Origin of the sequence: Tetzosporium hominis, from assembly GCF_002265435.1 — a bacterium.
Classification (GTDB): domain Bacteria; phylum Bacillota; class Bacilli; order Bacillales_A; family Planococcaceae; genus Chryseomicrobium; species Chryseomicrobium hominis.
This window is the reverse complement of sequence record NZ_NOKQ01000220.1, coordinates 173,727-189,804: the sequence shown is the minus strand read 5'-3', so window position 1 is coordinate 189,804 and position 16,078 is coordinate 173,727. Positions and strand designations below refer to the sequence as shown.

Sequence of the window (16,078 nt, the reverse complement as noted above, 5' to 3'; positions counted from 1 at the left end):
CATAAAAAATCCCAAGACGATGTGGTCTTGGGATTATTTTTATTAAACCAGCAACATTTCTGCTGTTTCTGCGTCATTTAAGATAAGCTCCCGTAATCGCTGCTTCGCACGGAACAGACGAGACTTTACAGTTCCAATCGAAACTTTCATCATTTCAGCGATTTCGACTAAAGACAATTGTTTTACATAGAAGTAAAAGACTGTTTTGCTGTAGATAGAATCCAGTTCACCAAGTTTCTTTTGTATCAACTCACTGACATCCGCTTTCGCTAGCTGATCTTCGATTGGCAATGTGTCAGCTGCAATTAAATCCAGGATGGATACATCTAATTGATCTGGCTGCACGACCATGTGTTTGCTGCGACGAACGTCTTTGCGGTATTTATCGCGGAACGTATTCATCGTGATGGTCGTCAACCATGCCTTCTCGTGGTCTACGTTTTCTAGATAGGATTCATAACGAACGACTTTCATCCAGACGTCTTGCATGAGGTCTTCCGCTTCTGCTTGGTTTTTCGTAAGTTTTAGACATAAGTAGTAGATCGAGCGATTGTGTTGTTCATATACGGTTTCAATCTTAGACATGATTGTTCCCCTCCGGTTCATTTCTTTGTAAGGCTATCTTCTCAAATAGTTACCTTACGAACCATCGAGTGTTCTTTCATGTTCATTACACTTGTGTAATCTATGAAATATGACTTTCACCTGATAAGCCTTTTCCATATCTCACAGTGTCCAGTTACACCGGCTAGAAACCCACTCAAAAATCAAACGGACCTAATGAGGCAAAGTACGCCTCACTAGGTCCGTCTGATTCCCGAGAAGTTTCTGACCAAGCCGGTTCCACATTTCTATGCACGAGCTAGTTCGTTTTCATCTTGTTCTGTTGTATCGTGAAGTTTCGTGACTGTAAGCTTGACGATGCGGTTGCGGTCCATCTCATTGACTTCAAATTCTAAGTTCTCGAATTTGACCTTTTCGCCTTCGTCCGGAACATGACCAAGAAGCTCCATGATGAAGCCACCGATGGTTTCATTCTCCGTCTGGATCTCCATCTCCATCAAATGATTGAAGTCTTCGATTTCAAAACGAGCAGCACAGATCAAGCGGTCTGCTGTATGTTCATACACCAGCGGCTCGTCGTCTTCATCCGTCTCGTCTTCAATTTCTTGTCCGATCATCTCTTCGATGATGTCTTCGTGCGTCACAATTCCAAGTGTTCCACCGTACTCATCCAAAACAATAGCCATGTGCTTTTTCTTTGCAAGCATCTGTTTGTAGACTTTCTCGACGCTCAAGGATTTGACAACGAATAACGGCTCCAAATCGACGAACTCTTCTAGCTGACGCTCCGGGTTCATCGTCCACTCGATAAAACGCTTGATGTAGAACATGCCAATGATTTGGTCCATGCTGTCTTCATAGACAGGAAAACGCGTGTATTTATTTTCTAAGATAATGCTGCGGACCTCTTCAAACGTTGCCGTCGTCGGAATCCCAACAATCTCTGTACGGTGTGTCTCGAGTACATCTTCCACGTCTTTATGTGGGAAATCGAGAACTCCTTTCAAACGCTCTGATTCGTCTTCTTCAAACGTCCCCTCTGTAGACGCAATATCTACCATAGAACGAAGCTCTTCTTTTGTCAGTGTCGCTTCTTTCACTGCCCCTTTTGACAAGATCCGAATGAAGATGTTCGTCATCTGGGCAAGTATGAACGTGATGGGACGTAAAATTTGAACCAGCAGCCCAATGACGGGAGCCACTAGATACGCAATACGATCTGAGAAGGTTACAGAAATCGTTTTTGGCAACACTTCACCAAAGATAATAATTAAGATGGTCAAGACAGCCGTTGCAACAGCAATATCCCAGCCATATTGTAACGCGATGATTGTCAACAAGGTCGGCATCGCGATATTTACGATGTTGTTCCCGATCAAGATTGTTGTAATCATTCGGTCCGGCTTAGAAAGAAGCACAAGTAGTTTCTGAGACGCACGGTCTCCTTGCTCCGCTCTAAGCTGGACCTTCATCCTATTGACTGCAGTTAATGCAGTTTCACTGCCTGAAAAGAAAAACGACAGTGCTAAACAGATGCCTAAATAGACAAATTCCATTGGTTTGTTATTCCCCCTATGTACTAACGCTCAAAATTATAATAGAACTACTATATCATATTTCCCCGCAAACTTGCATTTGAAGCTCTGCTATTCTGAAAGTTTGCTATACTTAAACAGAGATTCTAACTACAAGAAAGAGGGATTCGATGCATTCACCACAGCTAGATCGTTATTTCGCAGACCACCGCGAGGCACACTTAGCGGAGCTCAAAGAATTTTTAGCGATTCCAAGTATTTCTTCGTTATCTGAACACAAAGAAGATATGAAAAAAGGAGCCGACTGGTTGGCAGAGGCTTTGAAAAAAGCCGGTCTTGAAAACGTTAAGATTGATCCAACTGCAGGTCATCCAGTTGTCTATGCGGACTGGTTACACGCTCCAGGAAAACCAACTATTTTAATGTACGGCCATTACGATGTGCAACCAGTAGATCCGCTTCACCTATGGGAAACAGCTCCGTTTGAAGCCACAATTCGAGATGAAAAGATCTTTGCACGAGGCGCAAGTGACGACAAAGGTCAAGTGTTCATGCACGTCAAAGCAGTAGAAGCGTTACTTAAAGAAACAGGCGAACTTCCGGTCAACATCAAGTTCTTAATCGAAGGCGAAGAAGAAATCGGAAGCCCGAACTTAGATGCTTATGTTGAAGAAAATAAAGAAGCTCTTGCAGCTGATGTCATCGTCATCTCCGATACAGGTATGCAAGGTCCTGGACAGCCAGCAGTGTGTTACGGCCTTCGTGGTCTTGCCGGCATTCAAATCGATGTAAAAGGTGCAAAAGGCGACTTGCACTCAGGTCTTTACGGAGGCGGCGTCCAAAATGCGCTACACGCAATTGTAGAGCTGCTCGCATCGTTCCGAGACAAAGAAGGCACGATTCAAGTCGACGGGTTCTACGACAACGTCCGTCCTCTTGCTGATGAGGAGCGCGAAGCTTATGCTGCACTCAACTTTGATGAAGAGGCGCTGAAGAATGAACTTGAAGTTCCTGCTCTATTCGGCGAACCTGGTTATACACACTTAGAACGTGTGTGGGCTCGTCCAACTCTTGAAATTAACGGCGTCTTCGGTGGTTTCTCAGGCGAAGGAATCAAGACCGTGCTTCCAAACGAAGCTGGTGCGAAGATCACTTGCCGCCTTGTACCAGACCAAGATCCAGATGAAATCGTGGCGAAACTTAAAGCACACGTTGAAGCGAACAAGCCTGAAGGTGTGGAAGTGACGGTCTCTGAATTCGATAAAGGAAAGCCGTTCATCACTCCTTATGACCACCCTGCCATCCAAACTGCAGGAGCGAGTTACGAAGCAGTATATAATGTCCCAACTGCTTACGTTCGTGGCGGAGGGTCGATTCCAATCGTGGCGTCATTCGACGAGATCCTAGGACTTCCTGTCGTATTGATGGGCTTTGGTTTAGCGACGGAAAACTTCCACGCACCAAATGAGCACTTCCATTTGGAGAACTTTGATAAAGGATTACGTGTTATCGGTAATTACTATGAACAGATGGCGCAGTATACTCCTGAACAACTTAAGAAATAAAGTGGTCCGGCCCTTGTGGCCGGATTTTTATATTAAGATGTGGAGCCGACTGTCCAGAAACTCCGCTAAATGTCAGCGTGACCGGGGAGGCGCTCTCTGCCTCATCGGTTGCGATGTCATTTGGTGTGTGTTTCTAGGAGGCGCAACTCGATTACTTCTAGATGTGGAGAACTCCACTCTGGAAATCTCATCAAAACCCGTGTGGAAATACTTTAGTTAGGTGATTATTACATTAAGTTCTCTCATTATGACAGTAGCGGACTTTATTATGACAGTAACTCGCTCCACTCTTACATTAGCGACTCCCACTCTTACATTCCTCGTTTTATGGAAACTAATCCGCCACCACCACACACCCAAGCTACCCAACCCCTTCCTAGCAAGGTCTCCCCCAAACAAAAAAACCGACCCTATTGAAGGCCGGTTTCCCACTCACTCAAAGTATTCAAGAATATCTGCCACTGGTTTCCGTGGCTTCGCTTTCGGCATATCATCAAAGTGGCCGAACTGTAGCATGCTGATGATGCGTTCGCCTGGTTTGACGCCTAAAGTCTGACGGAATTTTGGATGGTCGATAAACGGAGGTGTCTTCCAGCAAGAACCGATCTCCATCTCCCAAGCAGCAAGCTGCATATTTTGGATCATGGCACTGACAGCGCTGAAATCTTCTAGGCGCTCTTTTTGACGCGCATCTTCAGGAACGATCACAAATAAAACAGCACCCGGTTGCATAAACTTAGCTAACGCCGCTTGCAGTTCTTCTTCTGACATATCGCGCCACTTTGGAACAGCCACTTCTTTAATAGCGTCTACCATGCGGTCCATCGCTTCCCCAACAGCTCCTACTAAACGCCAAGGTTCACGTGTACCGTGGTTTGGAGCCCAAGTTCCTGCCTCCACGATTTGGTTCAATTGCTCTTTACTAACAGGTTTCCCGTTAAACTTTTTAATCGAACGTCTTGTCTCAATGGCTTCTCGTACATTCATCTTGCATCTCTCCTTCTCTTTCCTATTCTATCAAATACCAAAGCGCTTTCGCCACATGGTACACTGAATAAAAACGGGCTAAGGGAGCAGTGTGTATGATTCAGTTGGGGTACTGGGTGGTCAGTTATTTGGTTGGAACTATTTTGACTGCTTGGTTTGTTGGAAAGTGGAAAGGCGTGGATCTGAGACAGCATGAAAGTGGCAATCTCGGCGCAAGGAATGCAGGAACGGTACTCGGTAAGGATGCCTTTCTGGTCACGTTCCTTGGAGATGCTGGTAAAGGGGCACTCATCATCGGACTCGGCCATTGGCTGAACCTTTCGCTCATAGAAATTGCAATTGGCGGAATCCTGGCTGTCATCGGGCACCTGTTCCCGATCTGGTTGAAGGGCCGCGGTGGCAAAGGTATTGCGACATTCATTGGCGTGACACTAGCCTTTCACCCACTGGCTTTTCTCGCAGTAGTTGTCGTCTTCCTTGTACTATTCGCCATTTTGAGAAGTGCGACTTTGGCTATGAATGGTGCCTATCCCGCATACGCACTTGCATTATTTTTCTTGAAAAATGATATTTTCAGCTATCTATTTTTGATCCTTGTCGTCTTGATTTTATGGAGGCATCGATTCGACACGAAAGAGTCCTGGGACGCACGTTGGTGGCGCTCTCAATAATTTCAATTTTTACTTAATTTAACTCTATATCTTGCTATACTTATTATTCAAAGAATACTATTAAAGGAAGTGTACATACACGATGACGAAAATTGCATGGGTCACGGATAGCAGTGTCTATCCTTCAGAGAAATTGAAACAGCATCCAGATGTTCATATCGTACCTCTAGCTATTCACTTTGATAACGAGACCTATCTTGATGAGGTCTCTATCACAAAGACCGAAGTCTATGACCGCTTAGCTAATGACAAAGAAAAAGCAAAAACGTCCCAGCCTCCTGCAGGCGAATTCGCCAAGCTTTATGAAGAGTTAAAAGAGAGCTATGACGCTATCATCGCGGTTCATCTTTCGAACGAGTTGAGCGGCACGATTGCTTCTTCGAAAAGTGGTGCTGAGATTGCTGAGGTGGATATCCATTTAGTAGACTCTCACTCCCTTTCAGCTGGAATCACGGACCTGATCGAGTTTGGATTAGAACTTCAATCTCAAGGTCAACCACCAGAAGAAATCGCTGAAACACTTCGCAACCGCGTCAAAGATTTCGAAAACTATATTTTAATCGGAAGTCTAGACCAGTTGTACCGCGGCGGTCGTCTAAGCAGTGCGCAATTTCATTTAGGTAACCTTCTCAAAATCAAACCGATTATCCACATAGCACCGAATGGAAAATTGAACGAAGGCGAAAAAGTTCGTTCGATGAAAAAAGCTAAGCAAGCTCTACTTGATAAAGTAGCTGCCTCTTACAAGAAGCAACCGATTCGCAAGATTTACTTGATGCACGGGAATTGTGAAGATGAGGCAAGTGATTTTGCAAGTTCCCTGCAAGAAGTGGCTCCTGACAGCGAAATTATCATCGGGGATATCAGTACAGTTCTTGCTGTACATGCAGGACAAGGTACCCTTGCTACGCTTTGGTACAACAATTAATCATTTCAACACACATGGGAAAGATGGAACTATGTTACAGTAATCGTAGAAACGATTCGAGGTGACGGCCATGGTAACCAAACAACATAAAGAATCTCTCTTGGAGCAACCTGTATCACTTTGTGACGCAAAAGGACAGCTCAATCCGCTAGCAATCGGCTATGCGAAAACACCTCTCATCGAGAGCAATTTGAGTGGTCATTACATGCGCAAGAAAAAGTGGAACTACTGGTGCGTCTTCGGTGAAGAGATTTTATTCTCTGCAACGATCAGTCACATGGACTATGCAGCAGTCTGCTTTATCTACTTGTTCCATTACGAATCTCAGCGCATGATTGAAAAGACCGTCACGATTCCTTTAGGACGTGGCGTCTCCATGTCTCCTCATGTCTTAGGTCCGGCAACAGCTTCTTCCAACGAGATGCAGCTCCGGTTCCTTCCAAAGGATGGAGACAAGACGCTTCTGGACGTGACAATGGAAGATTTTGATGGGGAGCCGTTGAGTGCCCAACTGCTGATCGAGCATCCTCCGGGTCAAGAATCTTTGAACGTCGTCATTCCTTGGGACCGCAACCACTTTCAGTTTACTGCGAAGCATCATACACTTCCTGCTGAAGGCACTGTCTCGCACGGAGATCATGTCTACACGTTCGAGACAGACGAAAGTTTTGCTGTCCTTGATTACGGAAGAGGTATTTGGCCTCGTTCTGCCACTTGGAACTGGGGCTTTGCCTCCCAGCGCATCGGCAACCGAAAAATTGGCCTGAATTTTGGCGGCAAATGGACAGATGGTACCGGTATGACGGAAAATGCGATCCTCATCGATGGCAAACTGTATAAAATCAGTGAAGATGTTTTGTTTACTTACGATTCAGATGACTTTATGAAACCTTGGACTCTTAAGACGAAATTTTCATCTGATGTTTCTCTGACTTTCATTCCGTTCTATGAACGTGTAGCTAGGACGGATGTAAAACTCGTTTACTCAGAGGTGCATCAAATGTTTGGTTACTTCAAAGGTACGATTCATTTAGAAGGTCATGGCAAAGTCGTGATTTCGCATATGCTCGGTTGTGTGGAAGAGCATGTTGCGAAATGGTGAGCAAACTCGAAAATAGGCCCGTACAGAACGACAAAAGCGGCTGGGACAAAACCCAGCAAAGGGAGTTTCTATTTATCAGAAACTCCCTTTATGTGTGCACTTATTTGCATCTCTCTAGAAATCGAGTTGCGAATTTCATCTGAAAATCCTTTTTTCTGAGAGCGCTTGGAAAAGACACGCTTATCTGTGGGAGCGGCCATCAGAATCCTCGCGGCATACCAAAGCTGATCTAGTTACACCGGCTAGAAACCCACTCGAAAATCGGCCACACCCAATGAGGCAAAGAACGCCTCACCGGGTCCGTCCGATTCCCGAGAAGTTTCTGACCAAGCCGGTTCCACTTTTCATAGCGCTTTGGCCTCCGACTGCGGGTTCTTCAAACCACTCTGATACCACGGAACGCGTATCATTTCCTTCACCCTCTCCCATATTGGTAACTGCAAAAAATGTTGTAATAAAGTGTGCCGTAGATCTTGGGGCTGTTTCCTGAAGAATCAGGTCGATGCCGGATATCACCCGTGTCGCTTCCTTGTGAAGCGATTGGGAAGATTCGGCACGGCCCTTTTGGAAACAGCCCCAAGTCAGGCACGATTTAAGTCTTAGAATGGCGTTTTACACATCTAAAAATTTTTCAGGAAAGTCAGTAAAGATGGCATCTACTCCGACCTCTTCAAGCATCCGGGCATAGGTTTCATCATTGACCGTAAACGCCCGAACCGGAATGCCTGCTGCTTTCAACTCATGCCCCATCTGACGAAGCGCTGTTGGGAAGAATACGTGAGCGGCAGGCGACGGAATTTGTTTTAAGTAGTTCGGGAAATCAATCATGACCTCCATCGTCAAACACGCCGTTTCGATATCTGGATACTCTACAGCCACATAGCGCAGCACTTCATGATCAAACGAAGACAGGATGACACGGTCTTCAAGACCCATAAAGCGGATTAATGTCATCACTTGATCCGCCATCCCAGGGTACGGAAAGATGTCGGATTTCAATTCAATGTTGAGTACGTGATGCGTGCCTACAAACAGCTCGAGCACTTCAGAGAGAAACGGAATTCGCTCCCCTGCAAACTCCTCACCCATCCAACTTCCTGCATCTAAAGTCCGTAACTGATCAATCGTCATATCTTTCACAAAGCCTTTTCCATCCGTCGTTCGGTCCACGAGTTCATCATGGATGACGACCAGTTCCCCGTCTTTTGATAAGTGAACATCAAGCTCAATGCCTTCAATCTCAAGATCGCGTGCTGCGCGGAAAGCCGCCAAAGTGTTCTCCGGGTAAGTGCCTGAGCACCCTCTATGTGCAAAAATCTTCACTGTATTCGCTCCTTTTTAAAAAGCTCCCAGGGAAGATTTCTAAAGCGAGTGTACTTGCTTTATAGAATCTTCCCTGGGAGCTGCTTTGGTTAATGAAAAACTCTGATGCAGAAGAACGCCCGCTCAACGCCTCAGCGAGCAGCGTTCTCCACATCTTAAACTAATTCCGCCAGTACTTCGTATGATTCACAGTCTGAAATCCGACGCGCTCGTAAATCGACAACGCCGTCTCATTGTCTGTCTCTACGTCTAGATAGACTACTTTCAAGCCTTCGTTGTAGGCATATTGTTGCGCGTAACGGAGCAGACTGCTCGCTACTCCTTGGCCGCGCGCCATAGAATGTACAGCTAGTGCTGTTACCCAAATGCGCTCGCTCTCGCGAATGATAGTCATCGCACCGATGGCTTCACCGTCTGCATGTGCTAAAAAGAATTGACGGTTCGGCGCGTGAGTCGTAAATTCAATCAACGCATCCACTTCTTCTGAAGAGTCGCCAAATGCATTTTCGATGATTCCCTTTAGGCTCTCAAGATCGCTCTCTTGGTCAAAAGGACGTACCGTCAAATCGGCATCAAGCTCTACAGGTTTGGCCAGTGCTTTCATCGTCCGTTCTGAATAAGCGTATTGATAGCCAAGTTTCTTTAAAAATGCAGCAGAGTGCGGGCTATTGGATGGGTTCATCGCAGTCTGCGAGTTGAAATCGCGTTTTTCAAACTCTTCAACCAATCGTTTGTAAATCCGAACGCCAAGCTCTTTACTGCGGCGTTCCGGATGCACCATGATGCTCCATTCGTAATCGCGTGTATTGATCGGATCGATTGCCGAAGCAAACCCGAGTAACTCATCTGTCTCCTGGCTATAAGCTAGCAAACAAAAGCCATAGAAGTGAGGATCTTTTAAATTTTCCACACCGAAAATCGGTGCGTAGCTGATACTGTCCTTGGATGATGCGGCGGTAACGAGTTCACTGATTTCTTGCCATGTTTCCTGGTCAACAGGTGTCGACACGACTACTAAATCTTCTGTCATTCGTTTTCTTCCTTTCCAGACATGAGCATTTGGTAATAGCGCCCCTTCTGTTCAAGCAGCTGCTGTTGCGGACCTCCCTCGACGAGACGTCCATGCTCCATTACGAAAATCATATCAGCTTGGCGCACGGTATTCAATCGGTGGGCAATGACAAAGCTTGTCCGCCCTTCCATCAAACGCTCCAACGCTTCTTGAATTTTCATTTCGGTCACGGTATCGATACTCGACGTCGCCTCATCCAGTAACAATACAGCTGGATCCGCAACTAAAGCACGCGCAATAGATAAGAGTTGCTTCTGTCCTTGCGAAATCTCGCCTCCGTCTGCATTCAGCACGGTCTGGTAGCCATTCGGCAACTTCATGATGAAGTCATGCGCATTGGCCTGTTTTGCCGCTTCCATAACTTCCTCGTCCGTTGCATCGAGCTTGCCGTAGCGAATGTTCTCCATGACCGTCATCTCGAACAAGAAGGAATCTTGAAGTACAAATGCCATCTGGCTGCGTAGTGTCTTACGCGGAATATCCTTAATGTCGATCCCGTCAATGCGAATCGCCCCTTCGTCCGTCTCATAGAAACGAGCGAGCAGTTGCATAATCGTCGTCTTCCCGGCACCTGTAGCACCTACTAGAGCGGCCGTCTGCCCTGGGCGTACTTCAAACGATACATGGTCGATAATCGGCTGGGACTCTTCTTTGTTGTAGCGGAATACGACGTCTTTGAATTCGACGTGGCCTTTTAGTGTGACATCATTTTCAGCGAGACCGGTATCTGCTTCCGGCTCTTCGTCGATAATTTTAAACACACGCTCCGCCCCTGCAATCGCAGACAGGACCGTGTTGAACTGGTTCGAAAGATCATTTAGTGGTCGCGTAAACTGACGTGCATACTCGGTAAAGATAACGATTTCCCCGATGGAAATCTGATCATAGAACGCAAGCACTCCGCCAATAGCTGCTACCATCGTAAAGCTCAAGTTGTTCAGTAAGTTCATTACTTTTGGGATGAACCCTGAGTACGTCAGTGCCCAGAAGCCCGCCGTACGGAGACGAGTACTCTTTGCTGAGAACTCTTGCATCATGCGCTCTTCTTGAGAGAAAGCCTTAACAATTCGTTGCCCAGAAATGGTCTCTTCAATCATCCCGTTCAGTTCTCCAACAGCTTTTTGCTGTTCTTTGAAGAGCTTGGATGTACGTTTTGTGATCCAGCGAATGGCCACAAACATCACGGGCACAATGGTGAGTGTAATCACGGTCATCAGTGGGCTTAAAAGTAGCATGACGACCGTCGTTCCGATTAGAGTCAAAATACTCGAGAACACTTGGATGAAGGATGTATTCAAAGTCTGACTGACGTTTTCAATGTCATTCGTCACACGAGACATCAATTCCCCATGTTGACGACGATCAAAGAACGATACAGACAGGCGTTGCAAGTGGCTGATCAGTGTCGTACGCAAACGGTAAATGGTCTGTTGTGCGATACCGATCATCCAGTAGTTCTGTAGGTATAGACTAACGGACCAACCAACGTAAATGACAGCGAGCCAGATAATAATTGTGGAAAGTCCGGATAGATCCCGGTTTGTGATGTAGTCATCAATGATTCGCCCAACTAGGTAAGGACCTGCTAGTGCGAGAACAGATGACACCAAAACAAGTGCCAGCACGACGATCAATAAAGCGCGTTGTTCATCGACAAATTGCCAGATGCGGTACAACACAGACTTCCAGTCAGATGCTTTATCGACTTTTTTCTCAGATGTTCCATTGATATCTTCTTTAGTTAAAATCGGTTCATACCCAAACGGCTTACGAAAGAAGCTCATGTTCACCGCCTCCTTCTTGTTGCGACTGCGCAATTGCGCGGTACAAATCAGATGACTTCATCAGTTCATCATGAGAACCAAAAGCAGCTACACGACCTTCGTTCAGTAGAAGAATTGCGTCTGCCCCTTTTGCTGTACGAATCTTTTGAGTGATGACAAGCATCGTTGCGGATTCTTCATCAAGCGCTTCCCATAGAGCGTTTTCCGTGTTGACGTCAAGCGCACTCGTACTGTCATCTAATAACAAGATTTCAGGGCGTCGCACAATGGCGCGTGCAATAGACAAGCGCTGCTTCTGACCACCGGACAAGTTAACTCCTTTTTGCCCCACTCGCGTTTGATACTGATTCGGGAACTCTTCAATAGAAGAGTGGATCTGCGCTTTGCGAGCAGCATTTACTAGCCACTCTTGCTCCGCTTCCGTGTCTCCCCAGCCTAAGTTCTCTTCAATACTACCTGTGAACAGGATCGATTGTTGCGGCACATAACCAATCGTTTCACGCAACTCACGAAGCGGCCATTGCTCGATAGCAAGCCCATCAATGCGAATCGTCCCGCGTGTCACTTCAAAGAAACGCGGAATCAAATTGAATAATGTGGACTTTCCAGCACCGGTCGCTCCCATCACGGCAAGCTTTTGACCAGACTGCAAGCGGAAGGAGACGTCTTCTAACACCCATTCCTTCGCATTTGGATAACGGAATGAAACGTGATCAAATTCAATCTCGCCATAAGAACGGCGAGGTGACTTGCCGCTATCTAGACCCTTTTCAAGTTCTTCATCGACAAGGAGCACTTCCTCCATACGCTCACTCGAAGCCTTCGCACGAGAGAAGAAGATAATGATGAAGGCAAACATCGAGAATGCCCCTGTCATACGCATCACGTAGTTGACGATGGCGACTAAGTCTCCAAGCGGCGCTTCCCCTGTGTTCACCAGGTCTGCTCCGAACCAAAGGACCGCAAGCAAACTGATGTTCATTACAAGAAGGAGCACCGGAAGAATAAACTCCATGATGCGGAAAGCGGTGACATTGACTGAGCGCAGCTCATCTGCTACTCCGTTAAACCGCTCCGCTTCATAGCGGCCACGCAAGTACGCTTTGATGAGACGCACTGCTTGTAAATTTTCTTGGATCTGTCGGTTTAACCGATCGAGTGCTTTTTGGACTCGTGTAAACATATGCATCCCTTTGCGACTCATCCAGTACATGAAGACGAGTAAGAACGGGAATCCGATAACTAAGTACACGGCAAGTGAAGGATTCACGAAGAATGCCATGATGATACTCCCGATGACGACCAAAGGAGCACGTAACATGATACGAAGTCCCATGAAGATTACGTTCTGTGTCATCACAACATCCGTTGTCAGACGCGTGATCAGACTAGCATTTGGAAAACGCAAGAACGCTGTCATCGTAAAGTCTTGCACTTTTCGGAACAAGGCCATTCGGATATCGTAGCCATAACTTTGGACGATGTGCGATGCAATGACTGTGTTGGTGATGGCTCCAAAAAATGCCACAAATGAAATCACAACCATGAAGATTCCGAGTTCCAGAATCACTTGTGGATTGTTGGCTAAGATCCCGTCATCAATGATCTTCGCAATGAGCAAAGGTTGAATAAGCTCTACGGCAAGCTCAAGGAACATCAAGAACAAGGCCAAAATGACGAGTCCTTGATACGGTTTTAAATAGGAAAAGACTGTTTTCATTACACACCTCAAAATTCTTCGTAATACGAATTAATCACTTCTCTTATTATGACACAGGAGAGGTGAAAAACAAGTCTCAATGTTCTGATTGTTTTTCCCCGGCAATCGTTAACCACGTGATGAAAACGAGCATGATGGCCATACCTACATATTGTAATGGGCCAAATAACTGGCTGAACCAAAAGAAAGAGATGACCATAGCTGTTAGAGGCTCCATGCTGGATAAAATACTTGTCTCGACAGCCGTAATGTACTTCATACTCGACAAGAACAAGATGAAGGCTACCGTTCCTACTACAATAATGGCTGCAGTCATTCCGATCACGACAGGTTGCACTAGTTGACTCCATTCGTCACTCGCCCACACACGAGATACAAGTCCAAGGACCACTCCGCCGATCACCATTCCCCAACCGACGACAATCAATACTCCCCATTCCTGCATCAAACGCGCTGGATACACCGTATAAAAAGCAAAAGCAATCCCTACTGCGATTCCCCAGAACAGCGCCTCTCCTGAAATCGCCAGCTGGGCAAAGTTTCCGTTTGTTAAAAGCAAGACGAGACCACCTAGCGTTCCCACCATACCAATCACTTGATAAGCAGGTGGTCGCTTTTTCAATCTCCATGAAACGAACAAAATGATATAGACTGGCCCTATAAATTGAAGCAGTGTCGCAACAGTCGCATTACTGGCATCGATGGCCGCAACAAATGTGAACTGCACAGCGAGCATTCCGAAGATTCCAAATATCACTAATCTCATACGCCACGCAGCTTCTCTCCAAATCGCTAGTACTTGGACCTTTTGTAGACGCACTACCACCAACACGAGCAGTCCCGCCACAATCAATCGAATGGTCAAAAAGAACGGAACGCTGATGGCATAGTGCTCCAGTAGCCACTCCATCATCGGACCGCTTGCTCCCCAGAGCATTGCTCCAGCAAGAATGAGTCCAATGCCTTTATATCGCTGTGAGTTCATGGTGAATCCCCCTGCCTTTTCTCCATATCGTCACTTTACAATTCCTAGAACTTTTGGAATAGTCAGAGGAAAATTGTAATGACGTATTGGTAATAATGAATTATACTGATGAAAACGGATTGTAAAGGAGTACTGTATATGGCTCAAACTAACTATACACTTGATAATTTACACCAGCCCTTTGAGATGAAATCAATCCCAACCGAATGGGAACAGGTAAAAGCTGGTTTAAAACAAGGCTTTATGTTCTATGTTGTTGATGCTAGTGGTATTATCCTCTCTACAAACGCCCATTTTCTTGAACGCAGTGAATGGACGCCGAAACGCGTGATTGGAAAATCGATTTGGCAATTGCTCCCTGACGAAGAATCGTCTCGCCATAAAGCACATCAAATCTTGCAGCAACTAGAGCGCGGCTCTGTCTGGCAAGGATCTGTTGAAAAATGTACAAAATCCGGTCAACCGTATTGGGTACAAATGTTAGCCATTCCCGTGATGGATGAAGATGACGTCGTCCAACACAGCTATATTATTGAAGAGGAAATAACCGATAAGAAAACGATGCAAACAAAACTTGAAGAAGCTGCCTATGTGGACTTAGAGACAGGCTTACTCAGTCGTTACAAAATGGAAGAAATCATGAAAGAGCAGCTTGCTAAAAAAATGGAGTTTACCTATGTATTACTGTCGATTGATAAGTTCTATACATTAAAAGAACTGATGAATGAACAGCATGAAGAAGCTCTTCTTCATGAATTTACGCAGCTTTTGAAAAAGTACTTCCCAGATTCCGAAATCGGCCGCATGGGGCGCAATGAGTTTGCCTTGATTACCCCGCTAAGCGACTGGTACATCCAAGGATTTGGTGATTTCTTAAAATCCAACCCTGTTTATATTGATGGCAAAGCGGTAGCCCTTACAGTGAGTGGAAGCATGACTCGTTACCCGGATGACCAAAAGACGTTGCATCATATCGTCGAGGCAGCGCACAACTCTTTACAACGTGTGAAACAACAAGGTGGAAACTTAATCACAACACTACCAAAAGATGCGCATTCTAAGCTGTCTCGTCGCGTTGAGATTGAAAAAGAATTGTTAGTAGCGCTTGATCAACAGAACCTCGAGGTCGTCTACTTGCCTATCCTAGATACAGCAAGCAAGAAGGTCACGAGCTTCGAAGCGCTAGTTCGATGGGAAAGTGATGTCTTAGGCCAAGTTCCACCAGAAGAGCTGATTCCGATCGCAGAGCAAACAGGTCTGATTAATGACTTAGGAACTTTCGTCTTAGAAAAAAGTTGTAAGCAAGCTGCTGAATGGCATCAAAAAGGCTATGACATCAAAGTAAATGTCAACCTATCCGTTCGTGAGTTCCACGACAAGAACATGCCAAGAATTATTACACAGATTCTTCAACAAACTGGCTGTCCTGCCAATCGTCTGCAAATCGAGATTACAGAAAAGTTTGCGCTCGAAGCAGAATCTGAGAAGGCAATCATCGAGCAGATGCACGCTTTGAACCGAGAGGGTATCCGATTCGTCCTAGATGATTTTGGAACAGGGTACGCGTCTCTTCGTTATTTGCAGATCTTGCCGATTGAGAGTTTGAAGATTGACCGCACCTTCATCCAGTCGATGACTCAAAATGATAAAGTGATGCGTTTGATTAAAGGGATGGTATCTCTTGGTCATTCGCTTCAAATCCGAGTGCTTGCAGAAGGTATCGAGACCGAGCAGCAAGCCAAGCAGCTACAGTCTATGGGATGTGACGGCCTTCAAGGCTTCTATTTCTCCAAACCATTAAAGAGCACGGAACTCGAAACGTATTTCCAGTCCTAATTCTAC

Annotated in this window: 13 protein-coding genes; 5 read left to right on the top strand and 8 right to left on the bottom strand. The window is 45.8% G+C overall.

Going from position 1 to position 16,078, the window contains the following annotated elements; translation table 11 throughout:
* Positions 1 to 42: 42 nt before the first annotated feature.
* The gene (locus CF394_RS10570) at positions 43 to 585 is read right to left on the bottom strand and encodes an RNA polymerase sigma factor (RefSeq protein ID WP_094943533.1); all 543 of its coding nucleotides are present in this window, start codon (positions 583 to 585) and stop codon (positions 43 to 45) included.
* Positions 586 to 851: 266 nt separating this feature from the next.
* The gene (locus tag CF394_RS10565; RefSeq protein WP_094943532.1) at positions 852 to 2,120 is read right to left on the bottom strand and encodes a hemolysin family protein; all 1,269 of its coding nucleotides are present in this window, start codon (positions 2,118 to 2,120) and stop codon (positions 852 to 854) included.
* A gap of 149 nt (positions 2,121 to 2,269) precedes the next feature.
* Here CF394_RS10565 and CF394_RS10560 point away from each other — a divergent pair, with 149 nt between their 5' ends.
* Positions 2,270 to 3,664, top strand: coding sequence for a dipeptidase (locus CF394_RS10560; protein WP_094943530.1), 1,395 nt, complete (start codon positions 2,270 to 2,272; stop codon positions 3,662 to 3,664).
* Positions 3,665 to 4,096: 432 nt separating this feature from the next.
* Here the strand turns inward: CF394_RS10560 and CF394_RS10555 are convergent, their stop codons facing one another.
* Positions 4,097 to 4,651 carry a nitroreductase family protein gene (locus CF394_RS10555; protein WP_094943529.1) on the bottom strand — a complete coding sequence of 185 codons (555 nt, stop codon included), beginning with the start codon at positions 4,649 to 4,651 and terminating at the stop codon, positions 4,097 to 4,099.
* 95 nt (positions 4,652 to 4,746) lie between these two features.
* On the opposite strand from CF394_RS10555, the gene CF394_RS10550 reads away from it, so the two are divergent.
* From CF394_RS10550 to CF394_RS10540, 3 genes are all read left to right on the top strand, one after another.
* Positions 4,747 to 5,322, top strand: coding sequence for a glycerol-3-phosphate acyltransferase (locus CF394_RS10550; protein ID WP_094943527.1), 576 nt, complete (start codon positions 4,747 to 4,749; stop codon positions 5,320 to 5,322).
* A gap of 82 nt (positions 5,323 to 5,404) precedes the next feature.
* Positions 5,405 to 6,250: a DegV family protein gene (locus tag CF394_RS10545; RefSeq protein WP_094943526.1), complete on the top strand. Its 846-nt coding sequence runs from the start codon at positions 5,405 to 5,407 to the stop codon at positions 6,248 to 6,250.
* A gap of 70 nt (positions 6,251 to 6,320) precedes the next feature.
* Positions 6,321 to 7,352 (top strand): DUF2804 domain-containing protein, encoded by a 1,032-nt coding sequence (locus CF394_RS10540; protein WP_094943524.1) that lies wholly within the window; start codon positions 6,321 to 6,323, stop codon positions 7,350 to 7,352.
* A 612-nt stretch (positions 7,353 to 7,964) separates the two neighbouring features.
* On the opposite strand, the gene CF394_RS10530 is transcribed toward CF394_RS10540, so the two are convergent.
* From CF394_RS10530 to CF394_RS10510, 5 genes are all read right to left on the bottom strand, one after another.
* On the bottom strand, positions 7,965 to 8,675 hold the full coding sequence (locus tag CF394_RS10530) for a glycerophosphodiester phosphodiesterase (protein WP_094943521.1): 711 nt from the start codon (positions 8,673 to 8,675) through the stop codon (positions 7,965 to 7,967).
* Between the two features lie 160 nt (positions 8,676 to 8,835).
* Positions 8,836 to 9,705, bottom strand: a complete 870-nt coding sequence (locus CF394_RS10525) for a GNAT family N-acetyltransferase (protein WP_094943520.1) — start codon at positions 9,703 to 9,705, stop codon at positions 8,836 to 8,838.
* Entirely contained in the window at positions 9,702 to 11,531 is a 1,830-nt protein-coding gene (locus tag CF394_RS10520) for an ABC transporter ATP-binding protein (protein ID WP_094943518.1), read from the bottom strand. Before CF394_RS10520 ends, CF394_RS10525 begins: the two co-directional genes overlap by 4 nt.
* The gene (locus tag CF394_RS10515) at positions 11,515 to 13,251 is read right to left on the bottom strand and encodes an ABC transporter ATP-binding protein (RefSeq protein WP_094943517.1); all 1,737 of its coding nucleotides are present in this window, start codon (positions 13,249 to 13,251) and stop codon (positions 11,515 to 11,517) included. Before CF394_RS10515 ends, CF394_RS10520 begins: the two co-directional genes overlap by 17 nt.
* A gap of 76 nt (positions 13,252 to 13,327) precedes the next feature.
* Complete coding sequence (locus tag CF394_RS10510) at positions 13,328 to 14,236, bottom strand: DMT family transporter (protein ID WP_094943515.1); 909 nt, start codon at positions 14,234 to 14,236, stop codon at positions 13,328 to 13,330.
* A 138-nt stretch (positions 14,237 to 14,374) separates the two neighbouring features.
* Here CF394_RS10510 and CF394_RS10505 point away from each other — a divergent pair, with 138 nt between their 5' ends.
* On the top strand, positions 14,375 to 16,072 hold the full coding sequence (locus CF394_RS10505; protein ID WP_165767534.1) for an EAL domain-containing protein: 1,698 nt from the start codon (positions 14,375 to 14,377) through the stop codon (positions 16,070 to 16,072).
* The last annotated feature ends 6 nt before the right edge of the window (positions 16,073 to 16,078 follow it).